We start from the raw sequence: 17,997 nt of genomic DNA, 5'->3' as shown, positions 1-17,997 counted from the left end.
CTTTTGCGCGATCCACAACGGATCGACCGTTAAGAGATCTTTACGGTCGTAAACGACGTCCCGCCACATTCGGTAGCCGCCCGGCCCCCGTGATCACCTGAACGGCTGCCACCCCGCCCGGCAACCGCGAGTTCAGGGGCCGGCCGGCTCATCCTTGGCGAATCGCCCGGTCCCGAGAGCCTGATCCAACCGGTTGAGCGTCTCAGCGACGGTGAAATCCCAGCCCGTGAGGCGCGGGCCGGTCCAGTTGATCCCGGCTCGAAGGCCCTCCTCGGCAAGCTGGGGAAGATCCTCGTCTCGCCATTTCTGAAGAGTCATCGAGGCGACGCGTAGGTCACCACCCCATACCTCGACGGCTCGCTGAGCCCGAGCCTTGGATGACCAGTACGGCATCGCGCGACTTCCGCTGCTGGTCATCGGAGCGGGACTGCCCTGGTCGTTTCTCGTGTACCAGACGACCTGATGACGAGCGACTTCGTTGAAGAAGGCTGCGGCCTGGCTTCCGCTCTGACTCATGAGTCCTGAGATTAACTGCGCAGGACTGCCGGCCGTGCCTTTGTCTCAATGAACTGACGCATGGTGCTGCTCCACTGGATCATGGAAGCTGTGGATCGCATCTCACCGGAGGCATCCGTTCTCGGCGGTCGGCTGTCACCGCTCGGCTGGAGTGTGGGCTTCCTGGAGGCGCCGATCGAGCCCGCTTCGGAGAGTCTGCTCGCCTGGCGCACCGGTCTCGGCGTGCCGTACGAGGTGAGCAGAAGCGAGGCACCATGGCCCGAGTGCCTTCTCCCGCTCGAACCGCTGGAGACGCCTTGGACCAGGGAGGTTGTTGCATCGCACGGGGCGGCCTGGACGGCTTGTCTCAACAATGACATCGGCGGCGGCGACCCTTTCCCGGCCACGAGCTACCTCGCCAAACTCCTCGGTGTGCGATGGGTGATCGCCACCCACCAGCCGATGACCTCCTACGGGCATGCCTCGACCCAGCTGTGGCTCGGAGGACCACACGGCGAACCACCCCTGGACCACGTCCGCACCATCGCCGCTCACGCCGAGGATCGCCGGTGGTCATGGGAAACCTCCGGTCAGGTACAGGACTTCGAGAGGCCGGCCGCATACCGGACCAGGAAGATCAGTGAGCGGTTCACCCGACCCCTGTTACTGGAATACGTTCAGGCGCTCGGCATCGCTGTTGACGACAATGCGCAGTACGGCGATGCCGTCATGGTGAAACGCCGTACGGCTTGGCGCCCCTGGCGACGTTCTCACCGATTCACCCGACGATAAGCTCAATGTCCTCTTCCGCCATCCGCTTGGTGGAGGTCGTGGCAGACCTACACCACTGAGGGTTGCCGACAAGCCAGGTCACGCCTCAATTTGGCCTGTCACAGGACCGAGGTCGTCGCGGCGGCGACGATCTCCGGCGGTGCGATGTTGCTCACCTGATACCGCCTTGAGTACAAGTTCGACACTCGGAACGCCTCATTAGCTGCTTGCTGGCGAGAGACCTCAGCCGCGAAATATTCGCGCCCAGCTGCGCGGAGGATGTCCCTGGTGGTTGACAATTCCGTGAGAAACTCAGAATAAAGCTGCTTACGCGCTTCATAGGTAATCTTGGGCCGATCACGCGACCAGCGAATGCGATCGGCGACAAGAGTTGAGCTCACGCCAATGAGCGCTCCAACGAGCGTGCTAATCGAGGGCGAGCAACGTGAGTTCGACTCGGTGGCGCGCTCGCATGCCGCGATGAACGCTCGTTTCACTGCAGATCTGGCGAACTGGCGCTACTCGGTGGGGTCGGGCGAGCGGTCTTCGTTGTGGGGTACGACCACGATCTGGTGTTCGTCTTCGTAGATGATGCGGCCTGGGTCGGTCGACTGGATGCGTTCGTATCCGATGCCGTGGTCGGCGAGGATTTTCAGGTAGCCGTTGACTCGTTCGATCATCTCCGATGCTGATGACTTGAACCAGGCGGCAGCCTTCGGGTGGACAGCCCGGTCGTAGACGGTGGGATCGACGGTGTTCGGGTTGGTGAAGTTGGCCTCGTACCAGGCGTTGTTGATTTTTCTGAAATGTTCCTGTTCGGCCGTCAACCTCCCGTCGTGCGCCAGCCCGTTCACCAGGCCGAAAACTCCGGGGAACGTTCCGCGGCGGTTGGGTGAGGTGCTCTGGAAGCGCAGAAAGACGACTTCGTTCACGGTCGTCGAGCGTACGCACGTGGTCCCGATCCCGGTTCTCGGCGGTTAGGTTGATCCTGTGCTTCGAACCGTACTTCAGCGTCGAGACAGGGGCCGGCGGGGGCGAGACCATGTGGTCAGGGTTGCAATCATCGCGACGTTGCAGGCGACGATTCCCCGTTCGGCTAGCCCGAGCGAGATGCCTGTGACCTGCGGGTGGCCGCCGTGCAGCAGGAATGCCCAGGCGGCCGGAGCCGCGCACACGACGCTGGCCGCGGCGAACACCCCCATGGTGCGGGCGTAGCCACGCCATTAGGCCATGCCTCGGAAGCGTCGGTACAGCAGCGCACCGAACGCCGGCAGGCTCGCGAAGTTCGCCGTCGCACACAGTTTGTGCACGACGCCGAACCAGGTGCCTGCTGAACCTGCAGGATCCTTGAGGAACACCGTCAGGCCCAGCAGGCTCGCGCACCAGGCGGCCAGCAGGGCCGTCGGCAGCCATCCACGAAACGTTGCCTGTTGAGCCACGGCGACCGCCAGCAACACCGTGGCCGCGTTCGCGCTCAGTAGCGCGATCACATACGGCGCTCCGAGCGCGACCGACCGTACCGGATATTCCGAGAAGGTCTCATGAATCGGATCGACCCGCCAGAGTGCGGCAGGCAGTGCAGCCACACCAGCAGTCCGAGCGCGACCGTGTCCAGGACGAGCTGCAGATAGTGGCCACCGCGGTGTCGGTCAGCGAACTCTGACTCGCCGCGGGCCGGTCCGCCAGTCGATGTCGCCTTCATGGGACTTAGCGAACACGGCTGCCGGTAGCCCGCACAGTGCCGGCAGCAGGCCGATGCGGGCGGGGGTTATCCCTACCTCGATCATGCGATTGATTGCCGGGTGTTCCGGATCCTCGTGCGGCGAGTCGGTGGCACACCGCGGTGCTCGGGCTACATGCCGCGCATCCACGATCGTGACGCCTGGGACCTTGAGGTCGATGCGGACCTCAAGGTTCTCGACAGGCAAATCTCCACGCGTCTGGTGGTGTGTCGCCGAGACTCGCACCGATCTCCCGCCAGGTGCTTATCGTGTGCGAGTCTCCGGCCGGAGGTTCACCGCTCTCGGGCCGAGAACTACCTCTGAGTGGCGCATCCGGACTTGCCGCCGAGCGCGCTGCGCGCTGACGGAGGCCGTCACGCAATGTCCCGCCGGCCGAGTTGGCTGGCGCACGCATCGTGCCGATGAGCGGATGTTGCGCGATTGAGGACCGCGAGGCATCGCTACCTTGGCCCCGTGCCCAAGTTGTTCCATGTCAGTGATGAAGGCCCCTTCACCATGATGAGCCCGCGCCCATCCCCTCCCGGCACGCCTCACGAAGGACAGGAGTGGGTATGGGCTATCGACGAGGCGCACCTGCCGAACTATCTCCTACCCCGGGACTGCCCACGGGTGTGCTGGGCAACGCCTCAAGCGCCGCATTCACTGCTCAGCGCGCCCGCCACCCGTGTCATCGCGGTCGAGCACCGATGGCTGTCCCGGCTCCAGCAGGCGTCCCTCAAGGTTCATCGCCTCGACTCAGTGAACTTCACGCTGTTGGATGCCACCGCTGGTTACTGGGTCAGCGAGAAGACCACTCAGGTACAGGATGTGAGCGAGATCAACGACTGCTTGATCGTCTTGGGCCGGTATGACGTCGAGGTGCGCTTGACCGCCTCGCTGTGGCCGTATGTCGATGCGGTCGTCGCGGCCGGAGGCGAGTTCAGCGTTATCCGAATGCGCAATGCTGGTCCCCGGCAGGCGGCCGACGACGTTCGTTGAGCATCCGCATCTACCGCCGTCCGGTACTGCGCGCCGGGCTGCGTGGAGCGTTACGCGACGCGCTCGTTGAGCCGCTGACCGGGTGCGTCGATCATGCTGGGTGGTCCGCCTGCGGACCTGGCCGGCCTCTGGAATTGCCGATGGCCGCTGCGTCAGTGGCAACGGCACCCACTCGTGTGGCTCACTCGCCGAGCCAGGACAGGCCTGGGGCAGGCAGCTCCGTGACGGTAGCCTCACGGACTTGCCACATTTGGGCACCATCGCGCTCTTCGGCCGTGACGACGAACAACCCCCTGGGCCAGTCGTTGTCCTCGTCAACAGGTGGTATTTCGGCGAGCTGCTCGACCTGACCGCGCAGCCACGAGAGCTCACCCTGCCGGATGTCACCGCCATAGAACAGATACAGCGACCAGTTGAACGGCGCCGACGGAAACGCCCACCCACCCGAGTACAGCTCATGCCGGTTCTGCTCGATGATCTGCTCGGCGGTGACGCGTTGTTTGACGTCAATCTCAAGCCAGCCGCGGATCGACGCGTACATCCCCATGGTCGGCATCGTAATAAGGAGCCCAACATCCTCTGCCGCGCAGCGTGCGTGCCGATTCGCGCGTACAGGTGATCATCTAGGCTCGGCGAGTGTCTGCTCCCGCGAAGCGCCCCGAGTGGGTCTTCCAGCCACTGGTCGGCGTCGGTCCGCTGCGTTTCGGGATGAGCCGCGACGAGACGGAAGCGGCCGTCGGATCCGATGCCCAGGAGTGGAACGGTGCGGTTCATTTCGACAGCGTCATGGTGACTACCTATTTCACCTCCGGCGAACGCCTGGCGGGTGTGCAGGTGGCGTGGTGGTCGGGTCTGCCGTGGACAGGGCAAGCTCCGCAGGTGACGCTGGAGGGCGTCCGGCTCTGCGGCGGCGTGCCATCGGCGATGACCCGGTGGCTTGCCGGATACGTTGAGTCGAAGGGGTACGGGCCGATCAGCTGGGGTCCGTTCGGGTCGCCCGCCAACGAAACGCTGGGGCTGATCCTTCTACCGGACCGCGTCCACGACGTGCTCGTCACCCTGCCGGTCATGGTCGGGTCGGAGTGGGCCAGGCGGATGAGGGATCCGGACGCCGGCGACCTGCCCCGCCACATTTGGGCGCCTCAGTGGGCGCCGTGAACGGCTGGGACTTCGAGCCGTTGGCCCGAGTCGGCCCGCTACGGTTCGGTATGAGCCTCGACGAGGTGACTTCCGCGGTCGATGCCGCGCCGGCACGCCACGAGCGCTGGAAGCGTCGGGGCTCCAGCGGAACCTTTGCCACCTTCACCGATCCGGCCGTGACCGTCATCTTCGACGATGCCGAGGGATTGTCCGCCGTCGCCGTCGACGGCGTGCGCGGACCGCAGGTTCACGTGGGGCCGATCCCGTTGGTCGGCGGTATCCCTTCCGAGACCGTGGACCGTTTCGCGGACTATGTTCGGTCCAGGCAGGCCGGCACGCTGTGCGCCGGCTTCGACGACGGCATGTGGCTACCGGAGTGGGGTCTGGTCATCCGCGCGCAGCGGTGCAACGACATCCTTGTTACTCGCCCGGTCTTCGCCGCCGCCGAATGGGCTGAATGGTGCGGTGACCCGTATGAGGGTCGGATCCCTGGCATCGAATGGTGGGCAGGCTGGCTGCCCTGAGCACCATTGCGGATGACCCTGGGTCGGCCGAGCTGGTCGCAGTAGTGCGAGCCTGAGGTGTGGGGCAACCCGGTGCGGATCGCCCCACGGTGAGTGTTAGGCGGCGGCCCGTTCGGCGGCGCTGCGTTCGACGCAGAACTCGTTGCCCTCCGGGTCGGCCAGGGTGACCCAGCCGGTGCCGTCCGGTCGGCGGTGGTCCCCGACGAGCTTGGCGCCGGCCCCGATCAGCCGGTCGACCTCCTCGTCGCGGGTGCGGTCCTGCGGTTGCAGGTCGAGGTGCACGCGGTTCTTCACCGCTTTGCCGTCCGGCACCCGGATGAACAGCATTGTCGGCAGGCCGTCGGCGGCCAGGGACGCCTCGGGGTCGCCGGGCTGGTCGTCGGTGCTCAGCGGGCGGCCGACCACCGTGGACCAGAACTGGGCCAGCTCGTAGGGATCACCCGTCGTGTCGAAGGTGATGTTGTGAATGCTTGCCACCATCGCGCTCTCCGAAAGGATGGGATGCGCCCCAGATCGCCGCAGGTCAGCGGTGCCGGCGACGGGGCGCGGGAAACTCATGGGTGGACATCTCGACCGCACCTCCTCTCGCCGTAAGGCTGACCGCGTGATCCTCGCACTGCCCAAGCGGACATGCAAACCGCGCCCTCCTGGACGAAGTCGCCGCGCCGCGTGGCTTCCAGCACGTCGAGGACCGTGGTGGACAATCCCGGCGCGGATGAGTCGAGATCGTCGGCCGTTGTGAATGGCCGTACGAGGCAATTAAGGAATTCTTTATCTTTGGTGTTTCTGCAGCTCAGGGTGAGTGTGAAAAAACACCTCGGGGAAAGTGATATGTGTGTTGCCTTGGTTTTGCCGCGTGTTGACAGGCGCGGTTTCCGCTATCTAATCTCGGCGGCGCTACAGGGGCTTCGGAAATGACGGAAGGTTGAGCCGGCGATGAGGAAGGACGATGCGCGGCGCCGGATCGAGGCGGCTCGACGAGGGGACCGGAGGGCGCAGGACGACCTGGCCCGGGCCTACCTTCCGCTGGTCTACAACGTCGTCGGGCGGGCGCTGGGCGGGAGCCCCGACGTCGAGGACGTGGTGCAGGAGACCATGTTGCGCGTGGTGCGGGACCTGCCGGGGCTGCGGGACCCGGACAGTCTGCGCGCCTGGATTCTGACCATCGCGATGCGCCAGGTCAGCGAGTATCGGAGCCAGGTCTCCCGGGCCGGTGAACCGATCACGGTGCCGGACACGGGCGCCGACTTCGAGGAGTTGGCGATCCTGCGGTTGCGGCTGTCGGGGGAGCGGCGGCAGGTCGCCGAGGCGGCGCGCTGGCTCGATGACGAGGACCGGACCGTGCTGGCCCTGTGGTGGCAGGAGGCGGCCGGGGAGATCGGCCGGGCTGACACCGCGGCCGCGCTCGGCACGACGGCGGCGTATGCGGCGGTCCGGGTTCAGCGGATGCGCGGGCAGCTGGATCGGAGCCGGTTGGCGGTGGCGGCCCTGGAGGTTCGGCCGCGCTGCTCCGCGCTGGCCGAGGTGCTCGTGAGATGGGACGGGCGGCCCAGCCCGCTGTGGCGCAAACGGATCGATCGGCACGTGCGGGACTGCCGGGACTGTCAGCGGGACGCGCATGTGGGCGTCGACGTCGAGAGGCTGCTGGTCGGCTGCGCGCTGGTGCCGGTTCCGGCCACGCTCACGGCGGTCGCGCTGGTGAAGGGCTCGGCCGGCGCGCGGTTGCGGCATTCGTTGCGGTCGCATCCGGTCGCGGTGTCGGCGGCTGCCGTGGCGGTGCTCGTGGCCGGCGGCGCCGCCTACGCCGCGACGCCGCGACCGGAGCAGCCGATCGCCGTGGCGTCCGCCGCTCCGGTCGTGGAGTCTGTGTCGCCGCTCCCGAGCCGGTCCTCGGTCGCGCCTTCGCCGAGCGCGTCGTCGAAGGCCGTCGTGCCGGCCGTCACGAAGCAGGCCGGCTGCGGGGCGGGCCTGGCGAATCGGTGGGCGAGTTGGCCGATGCCGAATCCGAAGGCGGCCGGGCTGCCCAACCCGGCGCGCTACGCCGAGGCCGGCAGTGTCACCCGGGACAGGGTGACCTGTCTGGAGTGGCAGCGGGCGGCCGCGCCGGGCACCTACACGTTCAGCGCCGCGAAGTCGTACTGTGCGGGTCTCGGGCTGGACGGCGGGGGCTGGCACCTGCCGACCCGGATCGAGCTCACCTCGATCGTGGACAGCGGTCGTTCCGGGCCGGCGATCGACACGACCGCGTTTCCCGGCACTCCGGCGCAGTTCTTCTGGACGTCGACCGCCTGGGCCGTGACCAAGACGCCGCTGCGTGCGTGGATCATCAACTTCTACGAGGGGCTGGCCAGCAACGGCGCCTACCAGGACGGTGCGTTCCGGGTTCGGTGTGTGCGCTCGGACGGCGGGGGATCCGGGTCGCCCGCCTATCGGGTGTCCGGCGGCACGGTCACCGATCCGGCGACCGGCCTGGTCTGGCAGCGCGCGACCTCAGCCGTGATGAGTGCCGGTGCGGCCACCTCGTACTGCAAGAGTCTGGATCTTGGTGGTCGTGCGTGGCGGCTGCCGAGCCTGACCGAGGTGTCCAGCACCGTCGACGACACCCGGGTGGCGCCGGCCGTCTCGGCCGTGGCTTTCCCGGGCACGGTGAAGAAGGGCTGGTACTGGACCTCGACGACGGCCGCGCCGGAGCCGGGGCAGCGGTGGGCGCTCAACTACGAGGACGGCTACACCAACTATCGAAAAATCACTGAGGGGTACGCGCGCTGCGTCAGCAGTTCCTCGGTGAGCTGATGCAGGCGGGCCGCGTCGGCCGGGTCGAAGGCCGGGGTGTCGGTCGGGACCCGGACGCCCTCCAGCACCGCGGTCAGCGGTGCCGGCGGCGCGTCGAGGAACGGCAGGATCTGGGCGACGGCCTGGGCGACCGGCTTGCCCGAGGTGCGCAGACGGTCGACGAAGGTGGCGGTGGCGGTGTCGTACTCGCCGGCGAAGCTGGTCGCGACGACACCGGGATGATTCATGACGTACGGAATCCCGGGGTGAACCTCGGTGAAGTGCACGCCGAGCAGGTCGCAGAGGGCGCCGCCGTGACCGAGGGCGCCCGTGCCCGGGTAGTCGTGGCGCAGCTGCAGGTCGTCCCAGCGCACCGGACCGGTCCGGCCCGAGCCGCCGAAGTTGAGCACCACCGCGCGTTCGGCGCGGCCGAGCAGGCCGGCCAGCCCGTGACCGAGCAGGTAGCGGCTCAGGTAGAACAGGGCGAAGTTGCTCTCGAAACCGTCCGGGGTTTCGACCCGGGTCGAGCGGTGGAAGCGTGCTCCCAGGATCAGCACGTCGACCGCCGGATACCGTTCGGTGAGCCACTGCACGACGCGAAGGTTCTCCGTGACCAGGCTCAGGTCGGCTTGCAGGAAGCGCGCTCTGTCACCGTACGCCTCGAAGGTCTTGCCTTTCTCGGGGTTGGTTCCGACGATGACGACCTCGTGGCCGCGCTCCAGGTAGGTGCCGGCCAGGGCCCGTCCGATGCCGTCGGTTCCGCCCGTGATGATCGCGGTGGGCATTGTTACTCCTTGATGGCGCTGTTGGCCGCGTCCTGGGCCTTGCGCAGTCCGTCGGCGACGCCGGCCTGGCCGAGGAAGATCTGCTGAAGGATCGGGTTGGCGGCGGTGCCACCCGCGGCGACGCGCGGGCCGACCGGGGCCGGGAAGGTGGTGCCGGTGGAGGCGTCGAGGAACGGCTGGACGTCGACGCCGAGCTTCTTCCAGTAGTCGACGAACGCCGGCTGGGCCGCGGTGACGCCGGGGAACGCGTAACCACCGGCGGCGATCGGCTCGGCACCGGCCGCCGAGCCGATCCACTTGAGGACCTGCAGCGTGGCGTCCTTGTGCTTGGTCTTGGCCGAGGCGACGGCGGCGACGCCGTGCACCACGCTGACCCGCCCGGCCGGGCCCTTGAGCAGCGGGGCGATGCCCCACTCGAACTTGGCGCCGTCCTGGATGTTCTTCAGGTTGTACGGCCCGGACTGGAACAGCGCCAGTTTGCCCTGGGTGAACAGTTGCAGGGTCTTGTCGCCGTTGGTGTTGGTGTCGGCGGCCGACGGGGACACGTGCTCCTTGTTGATCAAGTCGACCACGTACTGGACGGCCTGCTGGGTTTTCGGCTGGTCGGCGAAGTCGAAGTTGTCGCCGTTTTGCCAGGTGCCGCCGTTGGAGCCGACGAAGTCCCAGAGGATCGCCTGGCTGTCGAAGGCGGCGTTGAACGCGAACTGCCGGCCCGGCACGGTGAGCTTGCGGGCGGCCGGCAGGAACGTGTCGGCGGCGCCGGTCGGGTCCCAGGTGAGGTCGGCCGGGTCGACGCCGGCCTTGGTGACCAGGTCCTTGTTGTAGTACAGGGCGATTGAGTCCCACAGCTGCGGCACGCCCCACAGCTTGCCGTTGCGGGTGTAGAGCGCGGTGACCGAGCGGACCCAGCCCGGGTCGTCGTCGATCGGCAGCAGTTGGTTGTTGTCGGCGTACAGGCCGAAGTTGGAGGTGTTGGTCCAGTAGACGTCGGCGGCGGTACCGGCCGAGATGTCGGTGGGCAGCTTGGTCCAGTAGTCGGCCCAGGGCACCAGCTGCACGTCGACCTTGATGTCCGGGTGCTGCTCGGTGAACGCGTCGAACGACGTCCGGTACGCCTTGGCGACCTGGTCGTCCCAGAGCCGGAAGGTGACGGTGGTCTGCCCGTCGCCGCCGGCGGAGTCGCCGCCGCCGACCGAGCAGGCGGACAGGGCCAGGGCCGAGACGGCCAGCGCGGCCAGGAGTTTCCGCACGGGGGACCTCACTTCATTCCGGTGATGGTGATGGATCGGACGATCTGCTTCTGGAAGATCACGAAGAGGATCAGCAGGGGCAGGGTGGCCAGGGTGGTCGCGGCCATGACCAGGGTCCAGTTGCCGTTGAACTGGCTCTGCAGCGCCGCGGTGGCCACGGTCAGCACCCGCCACCGCTCGCCGCTGGTGATGATCAGCGGCCACAGGAAGTCGTTCCAGCGGGTCACCGCCGTGATGATCAGCAGGGTCGACAGGATCGGGCGGCTCAGCGGCAGCACCACGTGCCACAGCACGCGCAGGTTCCCGGCGCCGTCGAGGCGGGCCGCGTCGAGAAGGTCCTCGGGGATGGCCCGGAAGAATTCCCGCAACAAGAAGACGGTGTACGGCGAACCGAACATCGCCGGCAGCACGATGCCCCAGAACGTGTCGCGCAGGCCGAGCTCGCTGAGCATGGCGAACCGCGGAACCATGATGGCGACGAACGGGACCATCAGGGTGGCCAGGTACACCCAGAACAGGGCGTCACGGCCCGGGAACCGCAGCCGGGCGAACGCGTAGGCGGCCAGGGCCGAGCACACCAGCTCACCGACCACGATCACGATCACCACCTGCAGGGTGATGACCAGCGGCGGTATCAGCGAGTGGTCGCCGACGACCAGGGCGGCGTAACTCCCGCCGGAGATCGGGGCGGGCGGGGCGAGCGGTGACTGCTGGGCGAACTGCTGGGGCGTCTTCACCGACGTCTGGACGCTGAGCAGATAGGGCGCGAGGGTCAGCACGGCGGCGACGGTCAGGAAGACGTACGTCAGGAAATTCTTTTTCATGGTTCTTCAGGCGATCTCATAGGTGATCCGCTGACGGAAGTACTGCTGCTGGGCGAGGGTCACGGCGACCAGCAGCACGAACAGCACCACCGACATGCTCGCCGCGCGTCCCATCCGGAACGAGGTGAACGCCTCCTTGTAGATGAGCGAGGCGACCACGTCGGTGCGGCCGGCCGGCCCGCCCTGCGTCATCGCGTAGACGGTGTCGAAGGTCTGCACGGTGGTGATGACGTTGGTGGTCAGCACGAAGAAGGTGGTGGGCCGCAGCAGCGGCAGGGTGATCCGCCACAGGGTCTGGCCCGAGCCGGCGCCGTCGATGCGGGCCGCCTCGTGGTACTGCTCGGGGATCCCGGCCAGTCCGGCCAGGTAGAACAGGGCGACGTAGCCGACGTGCATCCAGACGCTGACCACGGCCACCGACGGCAGAGCCAGGGCCGGGCTGCTGAGCCACTCGATGCGGTGCCCGAGCAGGGCGTTGAGCGCGCCGTCGGACGGATCGAAGATCCACTTCCACACGACGCCGAGCGCCAGCGGCGCGGAGATCCAGGGCAGCGCGAAGATCACCCGGAAGACCACCGAGCCCGGCAGGCGGCGGTGCAGCAGGACGGCCAGGAACAGGCCGAGCATGATCTCGATCGGCACCACCAGCAGTACGAAGGAGGCGGTGACCAGCAACGATCGGCCGAACGCGGGATCGGTGAGGATCGTGGCGTAGTTGTCGAGCCCGAGGAAACGGGCGGGGCTGACCAGGTCCCAGCGGAACAGGCTGATCCCGATGACCACGACGACCGGGACCAGCAGGAAGCCGACGACCCCGATCAGGCTCGGGCCGACGAAGGCGTAACCGGCCAGCGCCTCACGCCGGCGGCGGCCGGTGCCTGGACCACTCGGACTCAACGGGCACCCTCCGGCTATCGAAACCTGCCGATGACGCTAGGCGGTTTCGCCGTCGAGGATCAAGTCCGATCGGCAAGATATGTTTTAGGGCAGTGTGAACCCGCTCATCGCGGCCAGGTAGAGGCCGGCGACCGTGGGCAGCTCGGCCAGCTCGGAGCCGACCGCGGTCAGGCCGAAGTCGACCACCTCGGCGCCCAGGTCGCTGAGCACCCGGGCCAGCGACGCCTCGGCGAGATCGGCCTGCTCCTGCCGATCGGCGGTGACGACCGGGACGGCGAGCACCCCGGCCAGGGCGTTGGCCGGCAGCCGGTCGAGCAGCACCTTGAGCGCGCCGGAGAACGTGCTGCGCCAGGCCGGGGTGGCCACGATCAGCAGGGTGGCGTCCTGCGCCGACTGCAACGCGCGGTCGGTGGCCGGGTCGGCCGGGGTGAGCAGGCCCGGACCGAGCTCGGCCACGTCGACCGTGGTGAACGTGCCGTCGCCGCGGGCGGCGGCGACACGTTCGCCCACGATCGTGGCCAGTTCCAACGTGTTCGAACCGGCATCCGGGTGGCCGGAGATCACGACAATGCTCGACATGGCGGCCTCCTCGGGGTCAGGTCCACCCTCTGCCCCCAACATCAACGGCACCATCCGTCGAAAGTCCACTACGTAGCGTCGACCTCGCGCGGCTTTCCGGGGCGAGCCGGACTGCGTCGGCGAGCCCCGCGCGGGGATCAGAGCAGCCGGGCCTCGTCGGCCTTGTCGTAGGGGCGGATCTCGTCGAGCCGGCCCTCGCGCAGCCGGGTCGGCCAGGCCGGCTCCGAGAGCAGGGCCCGACCCAGCGCGACCAGGTCGAACTCGCCGCGCTCGAAGAGTTCGAGCAGCGGGCCGACGCTGAGTGTCGGGGCCGGCTCCTCGTTCTCGCCGCGGAACGCCTGCGCGACCCCGACCGAGCCGATCGCGACCACGGGCAGCCCGGTGACCTTCTTGGTCCAGCCGGCCAGGGTCAGCGGGGAACCGTCGAAGCCGGGCAGCCAGTACCGCCGGGTCGACACGTGCAGGCCGGTGACACCGGCGTCGACCAGCGGGGACAGGATCTCCTCGAGTTCGCCGGGCGTCTCGGCGATCCGGGCGTCGAACGCGCCACCCTTCCACTGGGAGAACCGGAACAGCACCGGGAAGTCCGGCCCGACACTGGCGCGGACCGCGGCCACCACCTCGGCACCGAGCCGGGCCCGGCCGGCCGGGTCACCGCCGTGCCGGTCGCCGCGACCGTTCGTCCCGGACCAGAGGAACTGATCCAGCAGGTAGCCGTGGGCCCCGTGCAGTTCCACACCGTCGAAGCCGGCGAGCTGCGCGTCCCGGGCCGCCCGGGCGAACGACGCCACCACCGCGTCCAGATCGGCCGAGGTCGCGGGCTCACCGACGACGGTCCCGTCGGCCCGCCGGCCGGACGGGCTCAGCACCGGCGCGTCCGGATGCGGCGGCGCGCCCGCGGTCCGGGTGGCGCCGAGATGCCACAGCTGCGGGACGATCCGGCCGCCGGCCGCGTGCACCGCCTCGGTGACCGCCCGCCAGCCGGCCAGCGCGTCGTCGCCGTAGAACCGCGGAACCCGATCACTGGACCCGGCCGACGGATGATCGACGTACGTGCCCTCGGTGACGATCAGCCCGACGTGCGGCGCCCGCCGCGCGTAATAGGCGGCGACGTCGGCCCCGGGCACCCCACCGGGCGAGAACTGCCGCGTCATCGGCGCCATCACGAAACGATTGGGAAGATCAAGACCACCCAAGGTGTACGGGGTGAAGAGCGGCGCCGTGTCGGTCGCGGATTCGATAGTCACGTCCCGATCAAATCAGCGCTGTCCGCAGTTAGTCCGGTCGGCCCGAAGATGTGGCCATGCTCATACCTTTCCGATAGGTATTGCCCGGCCCGGCGTGAAGAACTCCACCTATGTCGATGTGATCGACTGAGAGGCGACGATGCTGGTCGGCGACGTGAGGACGGAAGCGGCGATGGGCTCGGACGACGATGCGCGGATGGAAGCCCGGGCGCAGGAGCACCTGCAGGCCGGCGAGACGTTCCGCGTCGCGATCTGGGTCAGCAAGGCCGACGGGCGCACGCCGACCGGGATGACCCGGGCCGAGATGTCACCGCTGCGCTTCCGCCGGTCCGCACCGGCCCGGGTCACCGCCGCCCGGGCCACCCTCGCCGAGGGGCTGGGCGAGCACGTCCGCCTGGTCACCGAACCTCGGGTCCTGGCGCTGACCGATCGCCGGCTGATGCTGCTGTCCAAGCGCATCGGCTCGTGGCGGGACCTGCTGCGCCCGGCCGCCGGCGGGCTCGCGTCGCTGCGGGTGCGTTGGGAGTGCCCCCGCGCCGAGCTGGCCTCGGCCACCGAGAAGGACGGCCGGCTCCGGCTCGCGTTCGGCGACGGCTCGACGATTCTGCTGCTCACGCCGTACGCCCGAATTCAGGCTTTTATCGGGGGTTGAGCCGATGGAAGCCGGCGCAGAAGGACCAGCGCGACCGCGGCGGAAATGATCTCGCCGAGGGCCAGCGCGATCCAGACACCGGTCTCCCCGGTCGGGGCGAACGCGAGGACCAGCGGGCCTTTGACGGCGAGCAGGGAACCGGCGGACAGGGTGTAGGAGAGAGCCGGGCGGCCCAGTGACTGGCTGTACGCCGAGATCAGCGGTGTGACCCCGGCGGCGGCGAAGCCGGCGGCGATGATGCGCAGGGCGTGCTGGGCGGTGGTCGCGGCGTCGCCGTCGGGCAGGAAGAGCCGCACGAGCGGGCCGGCCAGCACGGCGACCAGGAGCGCGGCCGCGGTGCCGTACAGGATGGTGGCGGTCAGGGTCAGGGTCCGGGCCCGACGGACCCGGTGGTGAAGTCCGCGACCGGCGTTGTAGGCCACGACCGGTTGCAGGCCCTGGCTGATGCCCAGCTGCGGCATCATCACGAACGTCTGGATCCGGGCACAGACGGCGTAGGCGGCCAGTGCGGCGGCGCCCCCGGCATGCGCCAGGGTGTTGTTGACCAGCACGGCGAGCAGGGTGGCGCCGAGCCCGGCCAGGAACGACGGGGCACCGACCCCGACCAGGGCCCGCACGGTCGGCCCGTGCGGGCGCAGGTCACCGCCAGTGATGCGATAGGGCCGCTCGCGTTGCCGGAAGAAGAACCAGATGCTCATCGCCGCCGAGACGGCCTGCCCGCCGACGGTGCCCAGGGCGGCGCCGCGCACACCCCAGCCGAGCCCGAAGATCAGCAGCGGGTCGAGAGTGATCTGGACCAGGACCGGGACGACCCAGAGCAGGGTGGAGAACCGCAGGCGGCCCTCGGCGCGGACCAGGCTGGAGAACCCGGTCGAGACGAGCGCCCCGCCGAGCAGCACGACCGTGTAGTCACGGGTCAGCCCGCGTGTTCCGGTGTCGGCGCCGAGCGCGGTCAGCAGAGGCTCGATGCCGAGCAGGCCGACGACCGTGATCAGGGCGGCGGCCAGCCAGAAGACGGCGAACACGTTGCCCGCGGCCCGGGCCGCGCCGGCCCGATCCCCGGACCCGAGCCGGCGCGCGACGAGCGATCCGCCGCCGGCGCCGACGGTGGTCGAGACCGCGCCGAGCACGAGCAGGACCGGGGCGGCGAGGTTGACCGCGGCCATGGCGTCGGCGCCGACCCCGCGGGCGACGAACCAGGCGTTGGTGAGCGCGTAGATGCCGTAGACGCCGACCGACAGCGTGGTCTGGGAGCAGGTGTGCCACAGCAGCCGCCCGATCGGGCGGCGGCCGAGCATCGCGGCGCTCTCGGTCATGCCGCACCGAACAGGGCCATGACCTCCCGCAGGCGTTCGCGGGCCCAGTCGTACTGCCGGGTGTCGGTGTGCCCGCGATAGTCGGTCTCGATGATCATGATGAGGACCAGGTAGAGGGTGTAGAGGCGGCGCCGCCGGCGTTCGGTCGCGGTGAGCTCGGCGTGCCCGTAGCCGCGGACGAACGCCGTGGGATCCCCGAAGGCGGGCAGGTCGACGGCGGTGAAACCGGCCTCCATGAGCGGGTCGCCGAAGAAGGCGCGCTCGTGGTCGATGACGGCGACGATCCGCCCGTCCCGGATCATGACGTTGCTGTCCCACAGATCCCACTCGACGAACCGGGGCTCGGTCACCTCGTCCAGGCAGTCCGCGTTCGCGGCGATCAGCTCGCGGAGCAGCCGGTAGTCGTAGCCGAGGTCGACCGAGCGGCGTTCGCCGTCGGCCAGCACGTCCCCGATCATGCGGGTGAAGCAGGCCCGCCAGGTCGGGTCCCCGGGCCCGGCGAGCGGGCCGAAAGCGGCGCCGCGGATGCTGTTGAGCTCGCGGTTGGCCGCGCCGAGCGCCTCGTCGTAGACGTCCCGTTCGGCCGCCGTCAGGCTGTCCTTGACGATGCCGAAATTCTCCGCATCGACGTACGGCATGAAGAAGTAGTCCGCGTCGCACAGTTCGTGGCTGCGGTCGGCATACTCGACCCGCGGGACCGGAACGCTCGTGCGCTCGGCGATGAGCCGCAGCGACGCCAGCTCGATCGCCATCGCGCCGCGTTCGTAGGTCATCACCTCCACGTGCGGCGGCGGGGCGATCTTGAGGACGACCTCGGCGCCGTCCCACAGCTGGATCCGGTAGGCCACGTTGAACCAGCCGTGCCCCAGCTCCCGCAGCCAGCCGTCGCCGTCCGGGACCTGGTCCGGGCCGTACGCCCGGCTGATCATCGCGCGCAGCGTCGCCGGGGACTGCCGGTTCTTGGTGATGCTCTCCATCGATGCCTCGACTCGTGTGCAGGGGTGGCCTTCGCGCACGGTAGGGGTGAGAGCGCTCTCAGGGCCAGTCCCGGCCGCGGCGGGATCTACGGGCAGCGCACGATCTGACCCGCGTAGGACAGGCCGCCACCGAAGCCGAAGAGCAGGACCGGCGCCCCGGACACGATCTCGCGGCGCTGAACCAGCTTGGACAGCGCGATCGGGATGCTGGCGGCCGACGTGTTCCCGGACTCGACCACGTCCCGGGCGACGACGGCCCGGGTCGCGCCGATCCGCTGGGCGAGCGGATCGATGATGCGCAGGTTGGCCTGGTGCAGCACGATCGCGCCGAGCTCCTCGGGGGCGACGCCCGACCGGTCGCACACGGCGCGGGCGACCGCCGGCAGCGTGTGGGTGGTCCACCGGAACACGCTCGCCCCGTCCTGGGCGAACTTCCCGCCCGGCCCCTCGATGCGCACCGCCCGGGACAGCCCGGGATCGGAACCCCAGTGCACCGGCCCGACCCCGGCCTGCTCGCTCGCGATCAGCACGGCCGCGCCGGCACCGTCACCGACCAGCACACAGGTCGTCCGGTCGGTCCAGTCGGTGAACGCGGACATCTTCTCGGCGCCGACGACCACCGCGGTGGTGGCCGCGCCGGCGCGGATGGCCTGGTCGGCGGTGGCCAGCGCGTGGGTGAACCCGGAGCAGGCGGTGTTGATGTCGATCGTCACCGGGGCCCGCAGCCCGAGCCGGTGGGCGACGCGGGCGGCGATGTTGGGGGAGCGATCCTCGGCCGTGCAGGTCGCGACGATCACGTAGTCGACGTCGGCCGGGTCGACGCCGCCCTCGGCCAGCGCCTTGCGCACGGCCTGCTCGGCCATCTCGTCGACCGACTCGTCGTCGGCCGCGATGCGCCGGGTCTCGATGCCGACCCGGCTGCGGATCCACGAGTCGCTGGTGTCGACCATCGTGGCGAGTTCGTCGTTGGTCAGCACCCGGGCCGGTTGATAGTGCCCGAGCGAGACGATGCGGGATCCTGACATGAAAGACCTTCCGGTGGAATCGG

General features: G+C 68.9%; 21 protein-coding genes. 6 read left to right on the top strand and 15 right to left on the bottom strand.

The genetic code is table 11. The annotated features are described in order from the left end of the window. Window positions 1-132: 132 nt before the first annotated feature. Window positions 133-516: a DUF2750 domain-containing protein gene (locus tag ACSHV8_RS22425; RefSeq protein ID WP_436535709.1), complete on the bottom strand. Its 384-nt coding sequence runs from the start codon at window positions 514-516 to the stop codon at window positions 133-135. Window positions 517-576: 60 nt separating this feature from the next. Between ACSHV8_RS22425 and ACSHV8_RS22420 the strand changes: the two genes are divergently transcribed. Then, window positions 577-1,287, top strand: a complete 711-nt coding sequence (locus ACSHV8_RS22420; protein WP_436535708.1) for a hypothetical protein — start codon at window positions 577-579, stop codon at window positions 1,285-1,287. Between the two features lie 98 nt (window positions 1,288-1,385). Here the strand turns inward: ACSHV8_RS22420 and ACSHV8_RS22415 are convergent, their stop codons facing one another. The 3 genes from ACSHV8_RS22415 to ACSHV8_RS22405 form a co-directional block, all read right to left on the bottom strand. After that, a complete protein-coding gene (locus ACSHV8_RS22415) occupies window positions 1,386-1,667 on the bottom strand; it encodes a hypothetical protein (RefSeq protein WP_436535707.1) in 282 nt (93 codons plus the stop codon). A gap of 117 nt (window positions 1,668-1,784) precedes the next feature. Continuing rightward, window positions 1,785-2,198, bottom strand: coding sequence for a hypothetical protein (locus tag ACSHV8_RS22410; RefSeq protein WP_436535706.1), 414 nt, complete (start codon window positions 2,196-2,198; stop codon window positions 1,785-1,787). A gap of 291 nt (window positions 2,199-2,489) precedes the next feature. After that, on the bottom strand, window positions 2,490-2,852 hold the full coding sequence (locus tag ACSHV8_RS22405; RefSeq protein ID WP_436535705.1) for a DUF998 domain-containing protein: 363 nt from the start codon (window positions 2,850-2,852) through the stop codon (window positions 2,490-2,492). A 609-nt stretch (window positions 2,853-3,461) separates the two neighbouring features. Here ACSHV8_RS22405 and ACSHV8_RS22400 point away from each other — a divergent pair. Beyond that, window positions 3,462-3,986, top strand: coding sequence for a DUF6886 family protein (locus tag ACSHV8_RS22400; RefSeq protein ID WP_436535704.1), 525 nt, complete (start codon window positions 3,462-3,464; stop codon window positions 3,984-3,986). A 181-nt stretch (window positions 3,987-4,167) separates the two neighbouring features. On the opposite strand, the gene ACSHV8_RS22395 is transcribed toward ACSHV8_RS22400, so the two are convergent. Continuing rightward, window positions 4,168-4,533: a hypothetical protein gene (locus tag ACSHV8_RS22395; RefSeq protein WP_436535703.1), complete on the bottom strand. Its 366-nt coding sequence runs from the start codon at window positions 4,531-4,533 to the stop codon at window positions 4,168-4,170. A gap of 89 nt (window positions 4,534-4,622) precedes the next feature. Between ACSHV8_RS22395 and ACSHV8_RS22390 the strand changes: the two genes are divergently transcribed. Beyond that, window positions 4,623-5,144: a hypothetical protein gene (locus ACSHV8_RS22390; protein ID WP_436535702.1), complete on the top strand. Its 522-nt coding sequence runs from the start codon at window positions 4,623-4,625 to the stop codon at window positions 5,142-5,144. A 50-nt stretch (window positions 5,145-5,194) separates the two neighbouring features. Further along, window positions 5,195-5,650: a hypothetical protein gene (locus ACSHV8_RS22385; RefSeq protein WP_436535701.1), complete on the top strand. Its 456-nt coding sequence runs from the start codon at window positions 5,195-5,197 to the stop codon at window positions 5,648-5,650. Between the two features lie 96 nt (window positions 5,651-5,746). Here the strand turns inward: ACSHV8_RS22385 and ACSHV8_RS22380 are convergent, their stop codons facing one another. Then, window positions 5,747-6,130 carry a VOC family protein gene (locus tag ACSHV8_RS22380; protein WP_436535700.1) on the bottom strand — a complete coding sequence of 128 codons (384 nt, stop codon included), beginning with the start codon at window positions 6,128-6,130 and terminating at the stop codon, window positions 5,747-5,749. Window positions 6,131-6,586: 456 nt separating this feature from the next. Between ACSHV8_RS22380 and ACSHV8_RS22375 the strand changes: the two genes are divergently transcribed. Then, window positions 6,587-8,443, top strand: a complete 1,857-nt coding sequence (locus ACSHV8_RS22375) for a sigma-70 family RNA polymerase sigma factor (RefSeq protein WP_436535699.1) — start codon at window positions 6,587-6,589, stop codon at window positions 8,441-8,443. On the opposite strand, the gene ACSHV8_RS22370 is transcribed toward ACSHV8_RS22375, so the two are convergent. The 6 genes from ACSHV8_RS22370 to ACSHV8_RS22345 form a co-directional block, all read right to left on the bottom strand. Then, window positions 8,386-9,207 carry an SDR family NAD(P)-dependent oxidoreductase gene (locus tag ACSHV8_RS22370; RefSeq protein WP_436535698.1) on the bottom strand — a complete coding sequence of 274 codons (822 nt, stop codon included), beginning with the start codon at window positions 9,205-9,207 and terminating at the stop codon, window positions 8,386-8,388. The two genes, ACSHV8_RS22375 and ACSHV8_RS22370, sit on opposite strands and share 58 nt — an antisense overlap. Window positions 9,208-9,209: 2 nt before the next feature. Then, the gene (locus ACSHV8_RS22365; RefSeq protein ID WP_436535697.1) at window positions 9,210-10,457 is read right to left on the bottom strand and encodes an ABC transporter substrate-binding protein; all 1,248 of its coding nucleotides are present in this window, start codon (window positions 10,455-10,457) and stop codon (window positions 9,210-9,212) included. Between the two features lie 8 nt (window positions 10,458-10,465). Continuing rightward, window positions 10,466-11,281: a carbohydrate ABC transporter permease gene (locus tag ACSHV8_RS22360; RefSeq protein ID WP_436535696.1), complete on the bottom strand. Its 816-nt coding sequence runs from the start codon at window positions 11,279-11,281 to the stop codon at window positions 10,466-10,468. Between the two features lie 6 nt (window positions 11,282-11,287). Then, the gene (locus ACSHV8_RS22355; protein ID WP_436535695.1) at window positions 11,288-12,178 is read right to left on the bottom strand and encodes a carbohydrate ABC transporter permease; all 891 of its coding nucleotides are present in this window, start codon (window positions 12,176-12,178) and stop codon (window positions 11,288-11,290) included. A gap of 84 nt (window positions 12,179-12,262) precedes the next feature. Next, window positions 12,263-12,757 (bottom strand): NADPH-dependent FMN reductase, encoded by a 495-nt coding sequence (locus ACSHV8_RS22350; protein WP_436535694.1) that lies wholly within the window; start codon window positions 12,755-12,757, stop codon window positions 12,263-12,265. A 137-nt stretch (window positions 12,758-12,894) separates the two neighbouring features. Further along, window positions 12,895-14,004: an NADH:flavin oxidoreductase gene (locus tag ACSHV8_RS22345; protein WP_436535693.1), complete on the bottom strand. Its 1,110-nt coding sequence runs from the start codon at window positions 14,002-14,004 to the stop codon at window positions 12,895-12,897. A gap of 154 nt (window positions 14,005-14,158) precedes the next feature. On the opposite strand from ACSHV8_RS22345, the gene ACSHV8_RS22340 reads away from it, so the two are divergent. Then, entirely contained in the window at window positions 14,159-14,656 is a 498-nt protein-coding gene (locus tag ACSHV8_RS22340) for a hypothetical protein (protein WP_436535692.1), read from the top strand. Here ACSHV8_RS22340 and ACSHV8_RS22335 read toward each other — a convergent pair. The 3 genes from ACSHV8_RS22335 to ACSHV8_RS22325 form a co-directional block, all read right to left on the bottom strand. After that, on the bottom strand, window positions 14,635-15,972 hold the full coding sequence (locus tag ACSHV8_RS22335; RefSeq protein ID WP_436535691.1) for an MATE family efflux transporter: 1,338 nt from the start codon (window positions 15,970-15,972) through the stop codon (window positions 14,635-14,637). The two genes, ACSHV8_RS22340 and ACSHV8_RS22335, sit on opposite strands and share 22 nt — an antisense overlap. Further along, window positions 15,969-16,949, bottom strand: coding sequence for a phosphotransferase family protein (locus ACSHV8_RS22330; RefSeq protein ID WP_436535690.1), 981 nt, complete (start codon window positions 16,947-16,949; stop codon window positions 15,969-15,971). Before ACSHV8_RS22330 ends, ACSHV8_RS22335 begins: the two co-directional genes overlap by 4 nt. 86 nt (window positions 16,950-17,035) lie before the next feature. Then, window positions 17,036-17,974 (bottom strand): beta-ketoacyl-ACP synthase III, encoded by a 939-nt coding sequence (locus tag ACSHV8_RS22325; RefSeq protein WP_436535689.1) that lies wholly within the window; start codon window positions 17,972-17,974, stop codon window positions 17,036-17,038. Window positions 17,975-17,997 lie beyond the last annotated feature (23 nt).

Origin of the sequence: Actinoplanes sp. HUAS TT8, assembly GCF_051380535.1 — a bacterium.
In the GTDB taxonomy this organism is placed as follows: Bacteria; Actinomycetota; Actinomycetes; order Mycobacteriales; family Micromonosporaceae; genus Actinoplanes.
This window is presented reverse-complemented; position numbering and strand designations above follow the sequence as displayed.